Genomic DNA, 21,862 nt, shown 5'->3' on the forward strand with positions numbered 1-21,862 from the left:
CTTGGTATGAAAATAATGAGGTAGGCTTAGATGTTGTAAAATTAAAATTGAACAAAAATTTTACGCTCGAATGGAAAGTTTCTGTAAATTCTATGGGTTTTTCTTATGGCGGATGTCGTTTTATTCAATTTTGTAACAAATTTTTAATTGTTGTGTATGCTGATAAACACACAAATTTTCTTGCAATTATCAATATCAAAACTTTTGAGTTAGAAAAATTGGCAATAAAAGATTACAGTTCGGTTAATTTGAATGGAAATGTGTTAACAGTTATTTCAAAAAATGATGAACATCCTAATCTAACAGTAGAATTTCATGATGAAGGTTATTTAATACATAAGTCTTAAATGGGTGTAATTTTTAATAATTGAATATTGAAATTAAGAAAATGTAACAATAATGAAATTATCTTTACTAATATTTAAAAGGAATACAGCATGTTTTTAAAATTTCTGAGATTAGAGATTAAAAGTTTTTTCCGGGGGAATTCTTTAGGGATTAATCTTGCCATGAAGATTTTCCGTTTTCTGGGAATCATTTGTTTCATTTTATATTTTATCGGCGGAGCATTTCTCGCTTATTTTTATATCAATGAGAATATGGAGCAGGATCCTCTGAAGGTAGTATCCAGGTTTATTGTCATCGTTTGGGTGGCAGATCTTATTCTTAAATATATGATGCAGCAGATTTCTTCACAGAATATTAAGCCTTTTCTTACCTTAAATATTCCTAAAAGATCTCTGGTAAATTATACTCTGGTAAAAACCTTTCTTTCCCCTTTCAGTTGGCTGAATTCTTGGTTTTTTATTACATTTTCGGCCATTCTTCTATTTAATGGATATAGTTTTGTTGGAGTTTTGGCTTGGTTTCTCGGGATTTCTTCTCTGCTTTATCTTAATAATTTCATCAATATTTTTATTAACGGAAAAGAAAAAGTTGCGGTTGCAGTAGGAGTTGCGATAGCTGTTTTATCTGCTTTAGAATATTATCATGTAGTTTCTATTTTAGATTACTCTGCTAAGGTTTTTTACAGCTTTTACGAGAGTCCGTTTTTTGCATTAATTCCCATCGCTCTGTTTATCTTGCTTTGGCAGTTATGTTACCGATATATTTTAAAAGAATTTTATCTCGATCAGGGTTTAGAGTTAAAAAAAGAAATCGGAAAAACTGAAAATATTGCTTTTTTAAACAAATATGGCTCTTTGGGAACATTTATCAATAATGATATAAAAATGCTCCGTAGGAATAAAATGACCAAAAGTATTCTCTTCGGAAGTATTATGTTCACTTTTTATGGTTTATTAATGTTTACCTCGCCTGTTTATAAAACGCCTTATATGATGATGTTCATGGGATTGTTTGTAACTGGAGGATTTCAGTTTCTTTTTGGGCAGCGGGTTCCTGCCTTCGACAGTTCGTATTATCCGTTGATGATGACGCTTAATGTTCCGTACAAAGAATATCTTAAAGCAAAATGGTGGCTCATGATTATTGTGACTGCTGTTTCCATGATTTTGGCCCTATTTTATGCTTTTATCGGGTGGGAAATCTATGTTACTTTTTTTGCAGCAGGATTGTACAATATTGGCGTAAATTCTCAGTTTACACTGTGGTCTGGAGCTTACAACAAAACGCAGATAGATCTTAATTCCAAGGAAAAAAGAATGGGGCAGAAGAATAGTTTTAATCTGAAAGCTTTATTACTGCTGATTCCCAAATTATTACTCCCGATGGCGGTATTCGGGATTACAAAATATTTTTACGGAATGACTGCCGCGGTAATAAGTATCGCAATTTTAGGAATGATAGGTTTCTTTCTCAGAGAGAAAATATTTGATATTATCGTTAAGCAGTACAAGCGCGAAAAATATTCTACCATAGAAGCATTTAAAAATAAAGATTAGTACAATGATTACAATACAGAATTTATCTAAAACCTACGGAAAAGCTACGGTTCTTAATATTGAAAATCTCGAAATCCCGAAAGGCGAAACGTTTGGTTTGGTAGGAAATAACGGGGCAGGAAAAACCACCCTTTTCAGTTTGATGCTCGATTTAATTCAGCCAACTTCGGGGTTTGTAAAGATAGACGATATAAAAGTAAATGAATCTGAAGCGTGGAAATCCAAAGTTTCTGCTTTTGTAGATGATAGTTTTTTAATAGGCTATTTAACTCCAGAAGAATATTTTTATTTCATTGGCGAATTAAGAGGTCAGAATAAAGCTTCTGTTGATGAATTTCTTAAGCAGTTTCATGATCTTTTTAGCGGTGAAATTTTAAATTCAGGTAAATATGTAAGAGATTTATCCAAAGGAAACCAGAAAAAAGTAGGAATTGTGGGAGCTCTTATAGGAAATCCTGAACTAATTATTCTCGATGAGCCTTTTGCCAATCTGGATCCTTCCACTCAAATTAAACTGAAAAATTTAATTAAAGTTTTGTCTCAGCAAAGTGGTGTTACTTTCTTAATCTCCAGTCACGATCTTTCTCATACAACCGAAGTCTGCAACAGAATTGTGGTAGTAAATAAAGGCCGTTTGGTAAAAGATATACAAACAAGTCCGGAAACTTTAAGAGATTTAGAACAATATTTTGCAGATCAGGTAAGTGTAATCGACTAATACTAAGCCGGATTTTCGACAAAATAAAAGCTAGACAAAAATGAATTCTGTCTAGCTTTTTTATGGATTTTATTTGAAATTACTTATTCAGTTTTCTGATTCCCATTTCATATAAAGCAAACGAGATTAAATCTGCATTTTCGCTGATGATTTGGTCTGTAGCTCTCCCTGCTCCATGTCCTGCATTTTTCTCAATTCTCAGTAAAATAGGATTTGCACAAGATTGTTTTTCCTGTAATTCTGCCCCGAATTTAAAGGAATGCGCCGGAACCACTCTGTCATCATGATCGCTCGTAATAATCATCGTCGAAGGATAGCACACTCCAGACTTTACATTATGTACTGGCGAATACGATTTCAGATAATCAAACATTTCTTTGTTATCTTCTGCAGTTCCGTAATCATAAGACCAGCCTGCTCCTGCGGTAAATTTGTTGTATCTCAACATATCCAAAACTCCAACTCCGGGGAAAGCAACTTTTGCCAGATCAGGACGCATCGTCATCGTAGCTCCTACAAGAAGCCCGCCGTTGGATCTTCCGGAAAGTGCCATATATTCTTTTGACGTATAGCCTTTATTCTGTAAATATTCTCCTGCTGCAATAAAATCTTCAAAAACATTTTTCTTCTGCATTTTCGTTCCTGCGTCATGCCATTTTTTTCCGTATTCTCCGCCTCCACGAATGTTCGGAACAGCGTAAATTCCTCCATTTTCCATCCAGATAGCATTTACCACAGAAAAAGAAGGCTGCAGACTGATATTAAAGCCCCCGTAAGAATAAAGAATGGTAGGATTTTTCCCGTCCAGCTTTGTTCCTTTTTTATAATTAATCATCATCGGAACTTTTGTCCCGTCTTTAGAAGTGTAAAATACCTGTTCAGAAACGTAATTTTCAGGGTTGAATTTTACTTTTGGTTTTTGATAGACTTCAGATTTTCCGGTGTCTGCATTAAATTTATAGGTGGTTCCCGGAGTAATATAGTTGCTGAAAGAATAATAAAGCTCTTTTTCTGATTTTTTTCCACCGAAACCACCTACATTTCCTTTTCCGGGAAGAATAATTTCTCTGATCAGTTTTCCGTTTTTATCGAATTGTTTTACCTGATCAATAGCATCAATCATATAGGTTGCGAAAAAATATCCGCCACCTCCGGAAATTCCCAGTACATTTTCAGTTTCAGGAATTACATCTTTCCATGTTTCAGGAGAAGGATTTTGAATTGTTGTTTTTACCAAACGCATATTCGGAGCATCTTTGTCGGTAAAAATATAAAGCGTATCACCATCTGTATCAACAATACTGGCATTAATATCAAACCCTTTATTAATCTGAACAAAATCTCCTCCTTTTTTTAAATCTTTAATGTAAAGCTCATTTCCATTCGTTGCATTGGCTGCGGAAACAATTAGATATCTCTGATCTTCCGAAACTCCAGCTCCAATATATCTTCTTGGTGTTTTTTCTCCACCAAAAATAAGTTTGTCTTCGGATTGCTTTGTTCCCAGTTTATGAAAATAAACCTTGTGTTTATCGGTCATTCCGGAAAGTACTGTTCCTTCTTTCGGCTTGTCGTAGCTGGAATAATAAAAACCTTCATCACCCAACCATGAAATTCCGCTGAATTTAACATCTACAATGGTTTCGTCAATTTGTTTCTTCGTAACAGCATCAATAACGATAATTTTGTTCCAGTCGCTTCCGCCTTCAGAAATGGAGTAGGCCGCAAGATTTCCTTTTTTGTTGAAAGAAAGTCCTGAAAGTGAAGTAGTTCCTTTTTCTGAAAATTTATTGGGGTCCAGAAATACTTCAATTGCTCTTGTCTTATTATTGGTTCTGTATAAAACAGACTGAGCCTGTAAACCGTTGTTTTTATAGTAATAAGTATAATTTCCCTCTTTAAAAGGAGCGCCTATTTTTTCGTAGTTCCAAATGTCGGTAAGCTGCTTTACAATTTCTTGTCTGTATGGGATTTTAGACAAATAATTCTGGCTGAAAGCTACTTCTTCATCTACCCATTTTTTGGTGGGTTCAGAATCATTTTCTAAATCTCTGTACGGATCGGTAACGGCGGTTCCGAAATAAGTATCGGTTTGATTTCCCTTGATAGCTTTAGGATATTGCATTTTCTGAGCATAAAATTAGCTGAAAACAATACTCCAGCTGTTAATAAGATTGGTTTAAAATTCATCTTAGAGGATTTTACCAAAAATACGGAAAGTTGCGGGAATAAAAAAAGCTTCCTTTTGGAGAAGCCTAATATTTTAATCTAACAAATCAGGAAGTAAACTTTTTATCCAATTAACTCTTTAGCCTGCGTTAAAGCGGCTTCGGTAATCTTACTGCCTGAAAGTAACTGTGCAATTTCATTCAATTTTTCTTCATCGTTCAGCGGGATAATAGTAGATTGGGTTTTCCCATTAACATCCTGCTTTATCACTTTATAATTGTCATTTCCTTTTGCAGCAACCTGTGCTAAGTGAGAAATAACAATCAGCTGCATATCTTCAGACATTTCTCGCATCAGATTTCCTATTTCTTCGGCAACTTTTCCGGAAACACCGGTGTCGATTTCATCTAAAATTAAAGTCGGAAGTTCATCACTTTCAGCAATAATTTTTTTTACCGCCAACATTACTCTAGACCTTTCACCGCCAGAAATTGCAGTCTGAATGGGCTTCAAAGGAAACCCCGAGTTTGCCTGAAATAATAACTGAATATTTTCTTTCCCGAATGAGTTAAAATCTTGGGAAATACCGAGTTCAATATCCACTTTAGCTTTTTCCAGACCTAATTTTTTAAGCAAATCTTCTGTTTTTTTTACGAAAACAGGGATACTCTTTTTTCTGTTTTTAGAAAGCTTTTGTACTAAACTTTCCATAGATTCTTCTTTGTTGGAAATATCTTCCAGAATTTCTTTTATCTGAATTTCTGTTTCCGCAGTTCCTTTTTGTTCTCCCGAAAGCTGATCTCTTATTTCAACCAAGCTTTTGATGTCTGAAACATTATGTTTTAAGAATAAAGCATTGATTTTATTGTTTAATTCTGAAATCTGGGCTAAATTTTCGGGATTAATTTCTACTTTGTCTGCTTCGTTCTCCAATTCAGAAATAATGTCTTTTACTTCCACAAACGAAGTTTCCAGCCTTTCGTTGAGTTCGGTAAATGTATGGGAAACCTCTGCAATTTTAGAAAGTTTAGATTTTGCCTCATTGAAGAATGAAAGAATTCCCACTTCTTCCTGATGAAATCTCGATAATATCTGAGCCAGATTTTCAGAGATCATTCCGGCATTTTCCTGTACGGAAAGTTGGTTTTGAAGATCTTCAAAATTAAGATCGTCTAATTTCAGATCTTCCAGTTCATTAAGAAGAAAAAGTTTGTAATCGCTTTCTTTAGTACTTTCTGAAAGTTGGGTTTGAAGTTTTTTCAGCTGATTTTTAAGGCTCTGAAACTCCAAAAATTCCTGCTGATAATTTTCTATAATTGTTTTATTCTCAGAAAGCCCGTCAATAATTTTAAACTGATATTCTTGGGTAAAAAGATTAGATGTTTCAAACTGAGAATGAATATCAATAAGTTGCGAAGAAAGTTCTTTAAGGATATCCAAAGTTACCGGAACGTCGTTAATAAAAGCTCTGGATTTTCCTGAAGGTAAAATTTCTCTTCGGATAATGGTTTGATGTTCATAATCCAGATCATTTTCAATGAAAAACTTTTTGAACTGATTGTTTAAATCAAACTCAGTTTCTACAATGCTTTTCTCATCGGTTTTAGAAATAGATTTTATATCTGCTCTTTCTCCTAAAATAAGCCTGAGTGCACCTAGAATAATAGATTTTCCGGCTCCGGTTTCTCCCGTAATTACCTGTAAACCATTGTTTAAGGAAACTTCAAGAGCATCAATTAGTGCAAAATTTTTAATGTAAATTCTCGAAAGCATAAATCGGTAGCAGATTTCATTTAATACTGCAAAGATAAAATTTGGAAATCAGAATTTGGGATTTGTACGGGGTTATTTCCATTTATTCCAACGAGAATCTGCATTTTTTGGAGAGAAAATAATCATTTGCTGCTTCAGTTCGTTCATGTTTACGCCACCATTATTGCCTGAATTGAAAATATTGAAAATTTCATCGGCTTTGGTATCCATAAACAGATTGAAGAAATAATTTTGCTGAAAAGTGTTTTCATATATTTTAAGCTGCAGCAAAGCATCAGCAATAATTTTCTTAGCCTGAGTCTGATCCTGATTGTATAAAGCGTCTAATCCTGCTCTGTGATAGGTGTACATTGTAGCCCGAAGCTGGCTCATATTAGGATTCAGTATTTCTCCAATTAAAATAGATCTGCTTCTTGGTTCATTAATTTGGTTCCAGCCTTCATAACCTCTGTTCTGAGAGTTTTGGGCAATTTGCTGGGCTTTAGAAAACCATTGCGATCCGCTCATAGATTGGAAGCTGTCTGCATCGTACCCTAAAATAAGATATACATAAAAACTGATGACATCGATGAGGTTTCTGCCAGAAAATTGTCTTTCATTAAATATTAAATTTTCGTTTTCTGCGTATTCAAAACCGAATTTTGTGTCCTGAAGATTAAGCAGCGGCGACTCGTAAGAGGTGTTGTAAACTGGGCGAACTGCCTGTACAACGATAGATCCTTTATACTTGTTTCCGTCTCTTTCGCTGAGAACAATTGCGAAATTAGATTTTACTTTTTCAAAATTCTGAAGTTTTCTGCCTGTCCAGCTCGTATTATTAATGAAATCTCTTAAGCTTTTCTCTAATGATTTGTATGCCTGAGTGTTACTTCCGCCTAAAAGTTGAGAGTTTACCTGAACTGTAGCAAGGATTTCCTGGGAAAAACCAAAATTAAACAGGATCAGAAAAAAAAGTATGATTGTTTTTTTCATTTTTTTATTAAATATTCAGAACGGAAATTTATAACAATTATTTTAAAATTTGGGTTTCAATACAATCAAGTATATCTTTAGCAACCTCTTCTTTAGATTTCAGCACAAAATCAAATACTTCTTTTTTTGAGAAAATTTTTATTTTGTTGGTGTCATTTTTAAAACCTGCTCCTTCATCGCGAAGAGAATTTAAAACAATGAGGTCTAAATTTTTCTTCTCTAGTTTAGCTTTTGCATTTTCTTCTTCATTTTGTGTTTCAAGGGCAAAACCTACGAGCGTCTGATGGGTTTTTTGCTCGCCCATCGCTTTTAGAATATCCGGATTTTTGATGAGTTCTATGGTTAGGTTTTCATCATTTTTTTTAATTTTTTCAGGAGAAACTTCTTTTGGAGTATAATCTGCAACGGCAGCACTTGCAATGGCAATATCGGTGTGACTGTAAAATTCAAAAACCTTATTGTACATTTCTTTTGCAGAGGTAATTCTATACAAATCAATATTTTGGTGGGTGGTTTTTAAAGATGAGGGTCCAGAAATAAGAATAACTTTGGCTCCTCTTTTTGCTGCTTCTTCTGCTAAAGAAAAACCCATTTTACCGGATGAATGATTTCCGATAAATCTTACAGGATCTATAGCTTCGTAAGTAGGTCCAGCTGTAATTAATACGGTTTTCCCCAGTAAACTTTTTTTAAGATGAGATTCAAAAAAATCTTCTATTGTTTTTACAATGGTTTCTGGTTCTGCCATTCTTCCTTGTCCGTACAAACCGCTTGCAAGCTCTCCGCTTTCGGCAGGAATTACGATGTGTCCGAAATCTTCTGCCATTTCCAGATTGTTTTTGGTGGAAGGATGTTGATACATATCCAAATCCATTGCGGGAGCAATAAAAACAGGGCATTTAGCAGACATATAAGTTGCAATAAGAAGATTGTCGCAAATACCGTGGATCATTTTTGCTAAAGTATTTGCGGTACATGGTGCAACCAGAATAATATCTGCCCAAAGTGCCATTTCTACATGGCTGTTCCATGTTCCGTTTTCGCTGTAAAAATCTGAATACACAGGTTTTTTGGAAAGGGTAGAAAGACTTAGTTTGGTTACAAAATTTTCTGCATCAGGAGACATAATTACCTGTACTTCTGCATCTTTTTTGATAAGTTCTCTAATCAGAAAATGAATTTTATATGCTGCGATGCCGCCAGAAACTGCAATGAGAATTTTTTTTCCTGATATGCTCATGAAAGAAATTTTTAAAGGACTAATTTACTTATTTTTTTTCACAAAGATTACTATAAACAGTAAAGGTCATAAAAGAACTCTTCTATGACCTTTGCCTATAATATTAAAAAATTGATTACTTCTGTCTGTCTTCAGTTTTTCTGAAGTAAACTTCACCATCTAACCATTCCTGAATGGCAATAGAAGTAGGTTTAGGAAGTTTTTCGTAGTGTTTTGAAATTTCAATTTGCTCTCTGTTTTCAAAAACTTCTTCCAAAGTAGAGTTGTGTACCGCAAATTCGTCTAATTTATTGTGTAATTCAGTACGGATTTCTGCGTTAATCTGTTCTGCTCTTTTTCCCATGATAACAATAGCTTCATAGATTGAGTTTACTTTGTCTTCAATCTTATCTTTATCGTAAGTAATGGTGTTTACTTCTGCTTTTGTATCTTTTACGCTCATTTTGAGAAAATTAATTTAATTATAAGTTGGCAAATTTACGAATTATCTTTGAATTCTGAAAGTCGCTGCAGGTGGTGGTGTATTTATCGCTGCACTGTCTCTCTGGATCTGCATTGCCTGCTTTTCGTGAGAGATTTGATCTTTAATCTGCTGTTCTGTTTTAGAGTCTTTCGCTTGTTTATCTGCTATTCTTTTCTGTTTGGCAGTAAGCAAAGCTATTCTTTCGTCATTTTGTTTTTTAACTATTACAAAATCTTTCTTTTCCTTTTCAAGCTTTTCTCTTAAGTCTGCAGCTGTTTTGGCGGCCTGAGAATTAGGAAGTTCCTTTTCTACTTGTTTGGTGAAAGCTAAAGCATTATCTATACGTTCGTCTTTCAGCTCAAAGTTGGATCTCATTGCCAGAAAATAACGTGCATTCAGGATATAATCATAGATTTTTGGACGAAGCTTTGTACTTGGGAAATCTTCCAGAACATTTTCAAATGCAACGGATGTAGATTTGTAATCTCCCATTTTGTAGTATTGTTTAGCATTTTCATAAGCTTTAAATTCCAGCTTATAAGAAAGCTCATCAATCATTGTATTGATGTTTTTTGATCTTTCGGAATTCGGATAATTGTTGATGAATTCCTGTAGCTCATTAATAGCCAATTCTGTGCTCGACTGATCCAGGTTATAGTCCATAGAGCCATTATAATAACACAAAGCAGACATGTAAGCTGCTTCTTCTTTGCGGCTGTCTTGCGGGAAACTTACAGAGAAGTTTTTAAACTGATTTCCTGCAAGTCTATAGTTTTTGTCGTAATAATTAGCGTATGCAGAATTGAAGACTACATTCGGCGCATCATCTGTACCGGCAACCAGATTAGGAAGTCTATCGTATAATGCTAAAGCATTTTTCCATTTCTTTTTAGCAAAATTTTCGTTAGCAGTTTTCAGAATAAAATTTTTATCTGCACTTCTCAGAGCTTTTTCCTGCTGACTTTTACATGCTGCCAAAACAGCAACGGCGAAAATACCTAAAATATATTTTTTCATATACATTGTAACAGTTCACGGGTTTACCGTACTATCAATTTGCAAAAATATAACTTTTTTGCTAAAAGATTTTTTTTTATGATTTTTTAACGTTAAAGGAAAGCAAAAGTGATAATTTTTCCTATTCTGAAGCGTATCCCAAAACGGCAAAAACACTCATCAGTAAATTCATTTTTACTTTTTTCTCAGCTTCTTTTTGGTAGGTTTCTGCGTTTTTATGAGGAACATACATTTCGTAAAAACTTTTATTCCGAATTACAAAAAGAGTAGAACCAATAATGGTGGTGAGAAGATCTTCAGGTTTTGGTGTAAAAGTGAAAACACCTGTAACGACTCCTTTTTTTATAACTTCATCCAGTTTTCTTACAAAAAGCTGGTAAAATTCCATCAATTCATCTCTTAAACTTTCGGTGTGCCGAAGTTCTTGGGTTACAAAACCATGAAAGTAATTGTATTTAAAAAGCTGATTTACAATGTACTTTATAATTTCCTTCATCTGCATTTCCGGCTTTCCGTTCTTTATTGTATCTGTAAATTCAGAAAAGTTTTCTCTGGTCTTTAGCACACGATATTGGTAAAGCGAAGACATCATTTTTTCTTTGGAACCGAAGTAATAAGAAATCATGGCTACATTAATATTGGCTTTTGAGGAAATATCTCTTACCGAAGTGCCTTCATATCCTTTTTGGGCAATAAGCTCTTCGGCAACATCCAGAATGTGCATCTGTTTATCCGTAAATTTTTTAGCCATATCAGTTTTTAGTAAAAATAAGTATTTTTAATTTGATGCAAAATGTTTGTTTGATGATTTTTTGCGATTCTTAAATAGAATTATCTGTTTTGTTTAGTTTTTGAATGGTTTAAAGGTTTTTAAAATTATATAGTGAAAATCTCTCTTCGTATTCTTTAATGATTATCTTTTTCAAAATTTGTATTTTTGGTTATGGAATTTTTTGATTTTCATCATCATAAAAAACAGGTAGCTTATGGAATTTATAATATAGATATAGAAACCAGTGCACCCGATTTTTTGTATTCTGCAGGAATTCATCCTAAAGATATTGACGAGGAAAATATAGAAAATCAGTTTAAATGGTTACAGTCCGTAATTTCTGAAAACTGTTTTGCGATAGGAGAGTGCGGTTTAGATTCTACAGTTCTATCAAGCATGAAACTTCAGGAGGATGTTTTTTTAAGACAGATTCAAATGGCAAATGATTTTAATAAACCAATTATTATCCATTGTGTGAGAAAGTTTTATGAAATTATTTCTTTTAGAAAATTTTCTCAACAGCCAATGATTATCCATGGTTTTAATAAAAAAGAAAAGGTAGCCGAAGATTTGCTAAAGAATAATTTTTATTTAAGTTTTGGAAAAGCTGTACTGTATAATTTATCTTTGCAGAATACGGTGAAAAAAATTCCTTTAGATAAATTTTTTTTAGAAACGGATAACGATAATTTTAATATCGCAGACTTATACCTCAAGGTTTCTGAACTTAAAGGGATTTCTTTGGAAAAACTTCATTCGCAGATTTTAGAAAATTTAGATACGTTAAAAAATGGATAAATATTGGCTGGAAAGAACAGAACTGCTCATTAAAGAAGAAGGTTTGCAAAAACTGAACAGTGCTTCTGTTCTGGTAGTAGGATTAGGAGGTGTTGGTTCTTTCGCAGCAGAATTTTTGGCTAGAGCTGGAGTAGGAAATATGACGATTGTAGATGGTGACACGGTAGATACTACCAATATCAATAGGCAATTGCCGGCTTTACATTCTACGGTAGGAAAAAATAAAGTAGATGTTGTGGCAGAAAGACTTTTGGATATCAATCCTGCCCTGAATTTAATTAAAATAAATGAGTTTCTGAATCCCGAAAGAATGGATGAAATTCTCGATAGCGGAAATTTTAACTATATTTTGGATTGTATTGATAGTGTTACCCCAAAACTTACTTTAATAAAATCTGCTAAAAGAAGAAGAATAAAACTCATCAGTTCTATGGGAGCTGGAGGTAAAACAGACCCGTCTAAAGTCATGGTAAGGGATATCAGTAAAACTCAAAACTGCTATCTTGCGAGACAGATAAGGAAAAGATTACGAAAGGAAAAGATAAATAAAGGATTCAAGTGTGTTTTTTCTAATGAACTTCAGAAAGATGACAGTTTAAAAATGACCGATGGAACTAATTATAAAAGGTCTTTTTATGGAACCATAAGTTACATTCCTGCAATTTTTGGGTTGTATGCCGCTGCGGAAGTAATTAATTATTTAGTGAATAAAAATTAATGTCAGACTACAAATACCCGAAAGCCGAAAAGCTGAAGAAAAAAGCAGAAATAGATATTCTTTTTGCCAAAGGAAAATGGAAAACTTCTGGAAACCTCAGGGCGATTATTCTTAAAAATCATCCAAATTTGCCAATGGAAGGGGTGAAGTTTGGTGTTTCGGTTTCAAAAAGATATTTTAAAAAGGCAGTTCACAGGAATCGAATTAAAAGACTTTTGAGAGAATGTTATCGCCTGAACAAAACCCTTTTTAGAAAAAGTTTCGGAGAGAAAACTATTGCCATGCTCTTTTGGATTTCAAAAGATATACCGCAAAAATTTCAGGATGTTGAGGCTGAGTTTATTCAGCTTTGCGAATCTCAGACCCCCCCAAAAAAACTAAATTTTTAAAGAAAATGACTGCACTCTTTGGGGTGCAATTTTTTTATCTCTCCAATCATATAAATTTTTGTAGCTTTAGTTAAATATTACACGAATGGATACTTTAAATCAGATTCCTTATTTTGATTTTCTACTTAGTGCTTTTTTAGGAATCGGACTTTCGGCTGCAACGGGATTTCGGGTTTTTCTCCCGATGTTTTTGGTAAGTCTTGCGTCTTATTTTCATTGGATTCCTTCTCTTAATACTTTTGAATGGCTTTCAACACTTCCTGCTCTTATTACTACAGGAATTACGACTTTAGTTGAGATTTTAGCATATTATATACCCGTTGTGGATAATTTTTTAGATACCATTGCGGTTCCAATGGCAAGTGTGGCAGGCTCTGTGCTTTTTGCGAGTCAGTTTGCAGGTTTGGGTACTGTTCCTCAATGGGGATTGGCGATTATTGCGGGAGGAGGAACAGCGGCAACCATCAGCTCTGGTTTTGCAGGAATACGGGCTGTTTCTACCACAACAACCGCAGGTGTGGGAAATAATATTGTAGGAAGTTCGGAAACTGCCGGAGCAGGAATTATGACTGTATTGGCAATGGTAATTCCTGTAATTGCGGCATTAATTGCTATTTTTTGTGTTGTACTGGTTGTTTTTTTCGGAAGAAAAGCGTGGAAAAAATTATTAAGCAAACAAAACTGAAATGAACTTATAGTTGAATTGTAAAATCATCTCTGTCGTTCAAAAACTGAAAATGGCTTCTGAAATTTTCTAGTTCAGTTATATTTAATTCAGCTGAAATTAAATTATCTTTTTTGTCGGAAACTTCTCTGCCATCTGCAAAAAAGCAATGAGAACTTTCTTGGTAGAAAAGATTATTTCCATCTGTGCCGGTTCTGTTTAATCCAAATACATAAGATAAGTTTTCTATAGCTCTGGCTTTTAGCAAATGTTCCCATGCGGCAACTCTTTTTTCCGGCCAGTTGGCAACGTATAAAATGGCATCGTAATCGTTATTGTTTCGGGAAAAAACCGGAAAACGAAGATCATAGCAAACTTGTAGTAAAAACCTGAAGCCGCCATATTCTACAATAACTCTTTCTTTACCGGGAGTATAAACTTTGTCTTCACCCGAAAAAGAAAAAAGGTGTCTTTTGTCATAAAAGATAACATCAGAATTCGGTTTCACAAAATACATTCTGTTATAAAAATTTCCTTCATGCTCAATAGAAGCACTACCACAAAAAGCTGCATTTTTTTCTTTGGATATTTTCTTTAAAAATTCTAAAGATTCTTCATTTCTGTCGGATATTTCGTCTGCATCCATACAAAACCCGGTAGAAAACATTTCTGGAAGAAGAAATAAATCTGCACTTTCGTTGTTCAGTATTTCAGAAATTTTTTCAAAATTCTGCTTTTTATCTTTCCAAATGATATCTAAATTGATTCCGGTAATTCTCATGCGGCGATTTTTTCTTAAATGTATTAAATTTGAATCATTCAAATGAAACCTATTTTCAGTATAAAAGTAAGATTTTAAATTGATTTCGGTTTTATTTTTGATGCAGATATTTTTTAATATAAATTTGAAGAGTATGAAGAAAATTGTTTTAATGATGCTGTTTTTTGCCGGAATCGCAACTAATGCTCAGGCATATACCGGAAAGGGAGATCATAAAGTAAATGCAGGGCTTAACGCTTGGGGGTACGGAACCGGTATTGCCGCAACGTATGATTATGGTCTCAACAAACTTATTTCCGTTGGAGCCGGGGGAAATATTTATTTTGATAATTATAGAGATAATAATAAAGACAATAGAGTTTTTGTTTTCGGGCGTGTAAATTTTCATCTTAGAGAAACGTTAGATTTGCCTCAGCAATTAGATATTTATCCCGGTGTGGATTTGGGTGTTTTAGGAAGAGATTTTGGTATCGGAGCTCATATCGGAGCAAGATACTTTTTCACAGATAGTATTGGTGTTTTTGCCGAAGTCGGTAATAACGGCAGTCTTGGGGTTTCATTTAATTTCTAAATACATAAAACATCTGACAAAGCTTCTCATTATGAGGAGCTTTTTTATTTGGCATCCTATTGATAATTCTTACCTTTGCAAATTAAAATTTAAAAATAATTAATGGAATTAGCAATCAAAATTTTTCAATTTATATTAAGTATCTCTATTCTGGTTATTCTTCATGAATTGGGGCATTTTCTGCCTGCGAAATGGTTTAAAACTAAAGTAGAAAAGTTTTACCTGTTCTTTGATCCTTGGTTTTCTGTGGTGAAAAAGAAAATTGGAGAAACAGAATACGGAATTGGTTGGCTGCCATTTGGTGGTTATGTGAAAATTGCCGGGATGGTAGACGAAAGCATGGATACCGAACAGCTTAAAAAACCTGCACAACCTTGGGAATTTCGTGCAAAACCAGCGTGGCAAAGGTTAATTATCATGTTGGGAGGAGTTACGGTAAACTTTTTTCTTGCATGGATAATTTTTTCTTGTCTTATGGCAAACAATGGAGAAAATATTTTTGAAGCTGAAAAAATGACTACGCCTTTAAGTTATTCGGATGCAGCAAAAAAAATGGGGTTTGAAGATGGAGATAAAATCCTTAAAGTGGATGGGAAAACTCAGAAGGACTTCAAAAAATTGGCATTAGACGTTTTATTGAGCGATGAAGTTACTGTGGAAAGAAAAGGTAAAGAAGTTACTTTTCATACCAACGATGACGGTAAAGCTTTGGCATTTAATGATCCAGAGCCAAGATCTTTTCTTACTCCGAGATTACTGCCGGTAATTGATACTATTGCCTTTAAAGAAGCAAAAGACGCAGGTTTAAAAGTTGGAGATCAAATTACTGAAATCAACGGTAAAACCATTCATTTTTTTGATGAGGTAAGACCAATTGCAACTCAGTTCGCTGGAAAAACGATTGATCTTAAAGTATTGAGAGATCATAATGTTGTAGATCTTAAAGTGCCTGTATCTAAAGAGGGAGCAATAGGAATTAATGCCATGAAACAGATTGAAAAGTACAATAAACACATAGATTATGGTTTTGCGGGTGCTGTTCAGAGAGGATTTACCTTAACCATTGAAAGTTTGACTTATCAGATTAAACAATTTAAACTTGTTTTTAACAAAAAGGTACAGGGATATAAAAAAGTGGGAGGTCCTTTAGCGATCATCAATAAAATGGAAGTAAAGAAATCAGAAAACGGAAGCCTTTCTATAGACTGGAGCTGGTTTTGGGGATTTACTGCAATGTTTTCTGTATGGTTGGCTTTCTTAAATTTAATTCCTATTCCGGGATTAGACGGTGGACATGTTATTTTCACACTGTATGAAATGATTGTAGGAAAACCTGTTCCGCAAAAAGTTTTGGAAAATGCTCAAATGGTGGGAGTTATATTCCTTTTAGGATTAATGGTTCTTATCTTCGGAAGCGATATTTTCAAGTGGATTTCGGGAACATTATAATTTTTTGAAAAATATTTGAAAAATATTTGCGTGGTATAAATATCTGTCCTATATTTGCACCACTTAAAAACAAGGACATTCCTCCTTAGCTCAGTTGGTTAGAGCATCTGACTGTTAATCAGAGGGTCGCTGGTTCGAGCCCAGCAGGAGGAGCAAAAAGACTTACAGAAATGTAAGTCTTTTTTTATTTCTTTTACAAGATTTCTACAAGAGTTTTGATATGTAAAACGACTTATAAAGTTAATTTTTCATTTTTGTTCAAAGTGCATTTCGGTAGTTCGTTTATGTTCCTGACAAAATATTCGAATCAATATAGGGTAGAATGTATTCAGGTATAAAAAAGAAAAGACTTTTTGCCTTTATAACTTTTTATCCTAGTCAATATCCTTTCAATTTTACATTCTTCAAAGACCATCACCTAAAAAAGAAAAGAGACTGCCGTAAAAACAGCAATCTCTAATTTTATTATAATTATATAATACGTAAGTAAGTCTTATAATTATTTTTTTATGAATTTAAAGCTCTTTATTTGTCCATTTTTATTAATATAATTACCAACATAATCCCCTTTCAGTAAGCTACTAATATTTAGTCTCTTTTCGGTAAGTTTAGATGTTAATACAAGTTTACCAGATACATCATAAATGTTAACAACGATATTATCATCTTTATCATTAATTTGAATAAAATCGCTTGCGGGATTAGGGAATACATCTACTTTCAAGTCATTATTTTTAACCAAATCATTAGTAGATAAATTAGATAAATTATCGGAGGTAACAATTAATGTGAAATTTTGGCTACCAGAACGTAAATTGCCTTTATTAGTAACTACTATAGTATAAGTTCCTGAAGGATTATTAATATCGACTCTCTCAAAGTTATCTACATCATTTGTTCCTGAGTTTGTTGCGGCTGCAGAAGGATTAGACATTCCTTGTAGTTTCCAAGGATAATATGTGTTACCATCTTTAATAACTTTTACATCTAAATCATTAACCAAATACTTGTCGTTTGGATCTGTAGCTCCATTATTTACAAGAAATTGAGAAGCTTGTGGATCTGTCCAAGATATAGAAACTTTTAAAGGGTTTGTGCCTGATGCTGTTATAGTTTTGCTGTAAGTAGACCCACTCGTAAGATTAAGTTCTTGGATAATGCTTTGATTTGCGCCAGTTGAGTTTTTATCTCTAATTGTAATAGCTGCTTTTTGTGCATTTACCAATCCCCATCCAAATTTGTAATCTGGACCAGGAGTACTTCCTGCTTCATCAGCGGTATGGAGTATTAATCCCTTTACTGAAGCAGATTTCAAATAATTAGAATATAATTGGTTATGATATTGCTGAAGCAATAAAGTGACTGCAGTAATACCAGGTGCCGCCATTGATGTACCAGACATTAATCCTGTTGCATTATCAGCGATTGCTAAGGTAGATCTTACGTCTACACCTTTCATTGAGATTTCGGGCTTAATTCTACCGTCATCCGATGGTCCCCAACTGCTAAAGGGAGACATTGTTACACTTGATGAACCAGTATAAGGATCTACCTTATAGACGGCAGCAACGGTAAGAGCATTTTTCGCATTTGCATGTCCAAATATTAAATCATAACCATTTTTCGCATTTAATTGTGATAATGCTGGTTGGGTTGTTACATTTCTGTCATTACCTGCTGCATATACAGGTAAATAAAATGGGTTGTTATAGGTAATGTTATCAACTTGTTGTGCACGAGAATCATACGCACCATAGTACCAAGCACTGCTTAGTTGGCCGGATGCATAAGAATGATTAGATACTAATAATCCGCTTCCAGCTTCACTTGTCATTTCAGATAAATCATTATCCCAATTGTAGGACCTTACAGAAGAATTGAATGCCACGCCTCTTACACTTGATAAAATAATACCTTGTGCGCATATTGTGCCTGCAACGTGAGTAGCGTGATCATGATAAGGTGAACCATCAAGATTTGTAATTTTACTAGCGCCGTTTACCATAAATTCTATATGGGTATCTCTTACATTTCCTCCATCCCAAACACCTGCTATCATATTTTGTCCTTGGATATTTATGCCTAGAGAACCTCCATTGTAAAGAGTGTTTGCTCTAGCTGTAAGAGCTGCTCCCTCATTATCTGTTCTAGCAAAAACTTTTTCTCCATTTGGTAAAACATCTAATAACTCCTGTGTCCCATATTCTCCTATTTTTGTAATAGGATTATAGTTTGGATTTGTTTTTAAAAAATTTGCAAGTCTCGCTTTTCTTTCTAAATTTTCTTGTGATAATTTCTGTTGTAATAAAATGTTACCAGATTTATTAGATTGTTCAGCAATTATTTTTCTTTCCGATGCAGTTTGGGCATTCAATAGAATCGGGCTTAAAAACAAATAGCTTAATAAATATACATGCTTTTTCATTATTAATTATTAAATTTAGACAAATATATGTAATTTCCAAATAATATATAAAAGTTAGACCCAAAATAAAAGTTAAAATATTTGGTGGTTTTAATAATTATTAACATATTTGCAACAAATAATATTAAATTTTTGTTAATATGAATGTGAAATTACGTGTAATAACTGCAGGTATGCTGTTTTTTATTGGAGGGCAAACAATATTAGCTCAAGAAAAAAAACCGAAACTTGACACAGGTACAACAGAAAAAAAAATTGAAGAAGTAGTATTGCTTGGTTTTTCAAAAACAATTACTCAGGCAAAATCAACTGTTGCATCTAACACTGTTGGAGAGATTTTCATGAAAGATCGTCCAAACATTAATATGCTTCAATCACTACAAGGTTCTGCGCCTGGTGTGCTTATGAATGCGGGATCTGGAAGCCCTGGATCTGCAAAATTTAGCCTTTTGATTAGAGGAACCAGTTCAATTAATGGTAATACTGATGCCTTAATTGTTATTGATGATGTTCCATCTAACTCATCTGAGTTTAGAAACTTAAACCCTAATGACATTGAATCTTATACTGTATTGAAAGATGCAGGTGCAACTTCTCTTTATGGAAATAAAGGAGCAAACGGTGTTGTAGTAATTAAAACTAAGAGAGGTAGATATAATAGTGGGCTTAAATTTAGCTATACGGCTAATACAGGTTTGTCATTACGTCCTTTAACTAAGTATAATCTAGCAAATTCTCAAGAGTATTTTCAAATTATGAAAAACTTTGGAATTGATATTAATCAGCCAGGTTATGAATTAGCTAAAGAAGGGTTTCAAAAAGGAACAGATACTGATTGGGCTAAACGTTTCTTCAAACCAGAACTTTATCAGTCGCATGATTTATCAATATCTACTGGTGGAAAAAACATCTCTACATATAACTCTTTTGGATATATGGAGCAAGGAGGAGCGGTTCCAACAACAAGTTTTAAAAGATTTTCATTAAGATCAAACTTAAATGCTAGATCTAATGATAATAAATTAAATGTTAACGCTCAGTTAGGACTAGGTTTTTCTAGAAGATACGAACTAAACGAAGAAACTAATTCTGGAATTAGAAATAACTCTGTACAAAATCCACTATTAGGTGTTTTACAAGGGTTACCTTATTTAGAAGCTAACAAATATCAAACAGGTAAAGATCTTCAAAATGCAATCGGTACAAATTTTGACCGTGGACAAAATATTTGGGTTTTAGAGGATATTTTAAGACCTAATAGTATACCAAGTTACGTAGATCAGTTAACTGTATTGGCAAACGTTGGTGCTACATATAAATTGACCGATAATTTTACAATCGGAAATAAAGCGGGTATTGATTTCCGTCAAAGTGATGGAGTATTTGGTCGTGCACCTTGGGCATATTTGTCATTAGTTACAATGGGATCTGCTAAATATGGAGGATTCGAGAGACAATCTACTGGTAAAGACTTCAGTTTTAATAATGTTGCTAGTGTTAACTATTCTGGTAAAACGGGAGAGCATTCATTTGATGCCTCTGCAAACATGGAATATAATAAAGTTCAAGTAAAGAGTACGTTATTTGGACAGAACGGACTAGATCCAAGAACTTATATACCTGGAGCAGGAACTGGATATATTCCATTTGATAACTCTGCTACATCTCCGTATGTGCCGAATGTAAGTGCGGGAAGAGTTAGAGCAGGTTCATTATCATTTTTTGGAACATTTAATTATGACTTCGCAGATAAATATGGCTTGAATGCAACTATAAGAAGAGATGCTACTTATAGATTTGTTGGAGAAAATAAGTGGGCAACATTCTGGGCTGTCTCTGGTAGATGGAACATCGAGAAAGAAGACTTTATGCAGAATTCAGGATTTAATGTGCTGAAGTTGCGTGCATCGTATGGTACTAATGGTAACCAAAATATTGTTGCTGCATCTGCTGGAGGTAATCCTCTAACACCAGCAAATAGAGCTGTAAGAGATCAATTTGTTAATGTTACCGGATATGGTAACCAGTCATCATTCAATTTTAGCTACGGGAATCCTTATGCTCAATGGGAAGAAGTTACTCAGGCAAATGTTGGTTTAGATTTTAGAACTTTCAATAATAGATTAGAAGGAACTATTGATGTTTATGATAAGGTTACAGATAAATTGTTCAATTCAGTTTATACATCTGGAGTTTCTGGTTCTTTCACAATATCGGGTAATAATGGTAAATTGTCAAACAGAGGTGTTGAACTAGGTCTTAGATATAAACTTATTAATAACGAAAATCTTGCACTTTCAATTTTTGCAAACGGAGCTTATAATTATACAAAAGTAATTGATTATGATAGAGGTTCTAAGCAAGAGCCAGGAAGTACTGTTATTGAGCCGGGTAGACAGCTATATCAGTGGTATGTATATAAATATGCAGGTGTAAACAAAAGTAATGGTAATTTATTATTCCAAACTAAAGATGGTGGTGTAACAGAAACTCCAGATATTTCTGATGCTTCTTATGTAAACGCCAGTACAATTCCAAAATACAACGGAAGTTTCGGATTTGAAGCTAATTATAAAGGGTTCTTCCTTAACTCACTCTTCACATTCCAACAAGGTATTAGAAAATTTGATAATGCATTATATTGGTTAGCAAATCCTGTTGGTCTTGGTTCTAATGCTGTGGGTTCTAGTAATTTGTCAAGCGACTTGCTTAATGCTTGGACACCAACTAACTCGAATAGCGATATTCCAAGTTTGAACGCAAGCAATTGGAATTATACGGCAGATTCGGATTATTTCTTGAAAGATGCTTCTTTCCTAAAAATAAGATCAGTTTCATTAGGTTATTCTCTTACAAAGCAACAATTAAGCTCTCTTCCAATACAAGGACTTAAACTGTATGTTCAAGCAGAGAATATCTATACATGGACAAAATGGAGAGGGTTTGACCCAGAACCAATTGTAGGATCTAGTTTAAGTATTTATCCTAACCCAAGAATGTTTATGCTTGGAGCAACAATTGATTTTTAACTGTCAATTA

The 21,862-nt window shown here is 33.9% G+C and carries 19 protein-coding genes and 1 tRNA gene; 11 read left to right on the forward strand and 9 right to left on the reverse strand.

The window, feature by feature from the left end; genetic code table 11:
* Window positions 1-47 precede the first annotated feature (47 nt).
* The 3 genes from MTP08_RS00810 to MTP08_RS00820 all read left to right on the forward strand — a co-directional run bounded on the left by MTP08_RS00810 (window position 48) and on the right by MTP08_RS00820 (window position 2,622).
* Window positions 48-347 (forward strand): hypothetical protein, encoded by a 300-nt coding sequence (locus MTP08_RS00810; protein WP_243576659.1) that lies wholly within the window; start codon window positions 48-50, stop codon window positions 345-347.
* 90 nt (window positions 348-437) lie between these two features.
* Window positions 438-1,904, forward strand: coding sequence for a DUF5687 family protein (locus MTP08_RS00815; protein WP_243576661.1), 1,467 nt, complete (start codon window positions 438-440; stop codon window positions 1,902-1,904).
* Between the two features lie 4 nt (window positions 1,905-1,908).
* Complete coding sequence (locus MTP08_RS00820) at window positions 1,909-2,622, forward strand: ABC transporter ATP-binding protein (protein ID WP_243576662.1); 714 nt, start codon at window positions 1,909-1,911, stop codon at window positions 2,620-2,622.
* 79 nt (window positions 2,623-2,701) lie between these two features.
* Here MTP08_RS00820 and MTP08_RS00825 read toward each other — a convergent pair whose 3' ends face one another.
* The 7 genes from MTP08_RS00825 to MTP08_RS00855 form a co-directional block, all read right to left on the reverse strand.
* Window positions 2,702-4,747, reverse strand: coding sequence for a prolyl oligopeptidase family serine peptidase (locus tag MTP08_RS00825; RefSeq protein WP_243576663.1), 2,046 nt, complete (start codon window positions 4,745-4,747; stop codon window positions 2,702-2,704).
* Between the two features lie 167 nt (window positions 4,748-4,914).
* Window positions 4,915-6,564, reverse strand: a complete 1,650-nt coding sequence (locus MTP08_RS00830; RefSeq protein ID WP_243576664.1) for a DNA repair protein RecN — start codon at window positions 6,562-6,564, stop codon at window positions 4,915-4,917.
* Window positions 6,565-6,636: 72 nt separating this feature from the next.
* On the reverse strand, window positions 6,637-7,536 hold the full coding sequence (gene porD / locus MTP08_RS00835) for a type IX secretion system protein PorD (protein ID WP_209390901.1): 900 nt from the start codon (window positions 7,534-7,536) through the stop codon (window positions 6,637-6,639).
* A gap of 37 nt (window positions 7,537-7,573) precedes the next feature.
* Window positions 7,574-8,776, reverse strand: a complete 1,203-nt coding sequence (coaBC, locus tag MTP08_RS00840; RefSeq protein WP_243576665.1) for a bifunctional phosphopantothenoylcysteine decarboxylase/phosphopantothenate--cysteine ligase CoaBC — start codon at window positions 8,774-8,776, stop codon at window positions 7,574-7,576.
* 115 nt (window positions 8,777-8,891) lie between these two features.
* A complete protein-coding gene (locus MTP08_RS00845; protein WP_209390903.1) occupies window positions 8,892-9,218 on the reverse strand; it encodes a DNA-directed RNA polymerase subunit omega in 327 nt (108 codons plus the stop codon).
* A gap of 42 nt (window positions 9,219-9,260) precedes the next feature.
* The gene (locus MTP08_RS00850) at window positions 9,261-10,256 is read right to left on the reverse strand and encodes an outer membrane protein assembly factor BamD (RefSeq protein ID WP_209390904.1); all 996 of its coding nucleotides are present in this window, start codon (window positions 10,254-10,256) and stop codon (window positions 9,261-9,263) included.
* Between the two features lie 121 nt (window positions 10,257-10,377).
* Window positions 10,378-11,007 (reverse strand): TetR/AcrR family transcriptional regulator, encoded by a 630-nt coding sequence (locus MTP08_RS00855; RefSeq protein ID WP_209390905.1) that lies wholly within the window; start codon window positions 11,005-11,007, stop codon window positions 10,378-10,380.
* Between the two features lie 192 nt (window positions 11,008-11,199).
* Between MTP08_RS00855 and MTP08_RS00860 the strand changes: the two genes are divergently transcribed.
* The 4 genes from MTP08_RS00860 (at window position 11,200) to MTP08_RS00875 (ending at window position 13,618) form a co-directional block, all read left to right on the forward strand.
* Window positions 11,200-11,826, forward strand: coding sequence for a TatD family hydrolase (locus tag MTP08_RS00860; protein WP_243576666.1), 627 nt, complete (start codon window positions 11,200-11,202; stop codon window positions 11,824-11,826).
* Window positions 11,819-12,544, forward strand: a complete 726-nt coding sequence (locus MTP08_RS00865) for a tRNA threonylcarbamoyladenosine dehydratase (protein ID WP_209390907.1) — start codon at window positions 11,819-11,821, stop codon at window positions 12,542-12,544. The genes MTP08_RS00860 and MTP08_RS00865 overlap by 8 nt, the downstream gene beginning before the upstream one ends.
* Window positions 12,544-12,933: a ribonuclease P protein component gene (rnpA, locus tag MTP08_RS00870; protein WP_243576667.1), complete on the forward strand. Its 390-nt coding sequence runs from the start codon at window positions 12,544-12,546 to the stop codon at window positions 12,931-12,933. The genes MTP08_RS00865 and rnpA overlap by 1 nt, the downstream gene beginning before the upstream one ends.
* A gap of 85 nt (window positions 12,934-13,018) precedes the next feature.
* Entirely contained in the window at window positions 13,019-13,618 is a 600-nt protein-coding gene (locus tag MTP08_RS00875; RefSeq protein WP_243576668.1) for a DUF4126 domain-containing protein, read from the forward strand.
* A gap of 7 nt (window positions 13,619-13,625) precedes the next feature.
* On the opposite strand, the gene MTP08_RS00880 is transcribed toward MTP08_RS00875, so the two are convergent.
* Window positions 13,626-14,378 carry a nitrilase-related carbon-nitrogen hydrolase gene (locus tag MTP08_RS00880; RefSeq protein WP_243576669.1) on the reverse strand — a complete coding sequence of 251 codons (753 nt, stop codon included), beginning with the start codon at window positions 14,376-14,378 and terminating at the stop codon, window positions 13,626-13,628.
* A 133-nt stretch (window positions 14,379-14,511) separates the two neighbouring features.
* On the opposite strand from MTP08_RS00880, the gene MTP08_RS00885 reads away from it, so the two are divergent.
* The 3 genes from MTP08_RS00885 (at window position 14,512) to MTP08_RS00895 (ending at window position 16,551) form a co-directional block, all read left to right on the forward strand.
* The gene (locus tag MTP08_RS00885) at window positions 14,512-14,949 is read left to right on the forward strand and encodes a DUF6646 family protein (RefSeq protein ID WP_243576670.1); all 438 of its coding nucleotides are present in this window, start codon (window positions 14,512-14,514) and stop codon (window positions 14,947-14,949) included.
* A gap of 102 nt (window positions 14,950-15,051) precedes the next feature.
* On the forward strand, window positions 15,052-16,398 hold the full coding sequence (gene rseP, locus MTP08_RS00890) for an RIP metalloprotease RseP (RefSeq protein ID WP_243576672.1): 1,347 nt from the start codon (window positions 15,052-15,054) through the stop codon (window positions 16,396-16,398).
* A 79-nt stretch (window positions 16,399-16,477) separates the two neighbouring features.
* Window positions 16,478-16,551 (forward strand) — tRNA-Asn (locus MTP08_RS00895).
* A gap of 346 nt (window positions 16,552-16,897) precedes the next feature.
* On the opposite strand, the gene MTP08_RS00900 is transcribed toward MTP08_RS00895, so the two are convergent.
* Window positions 16,898-18,823, reverse strand: coding sequence for a S8 family serine peptidase (locus MTP08_RS00900; RefSeq protein ID WP_243576673.1), 1,926 nt, complete (start codon window positions 18,821-18,823; stop codon window positions 16,898-16,900).
* A gap of 140 nt (window positions 18,824-18,963) precedes the next feature.
* Between MTP08_RS00900 and MTP08_RS00905 the strand changes: the two genes are divergently transcribed.
* Window positions 18,964-21,852 (forward strand): SusC/RagA family TonB-linked outer membrane protein, encoded by a 2,889-nt coding sequence (locus MTP08_RS00905; protein WP_243576674.1) that lies wholly within the window; start codon window positions 18,964-18,966, stop codon window positions 21,850-21,852.
* Window positions 21,853-21,862: the final 10 nt, after the last annotated feature.

Origin of the sequence: Chryseobacterium oryzae, assembly GCF_022811665.1 — a bacterium.
Classification (GTDB): Bacteria; Bacteroidota; Bacteroidia; order Flavobacteriales; family Weeksellaceae; genus Chryseobacterium; species Chryseobacterium oryzae.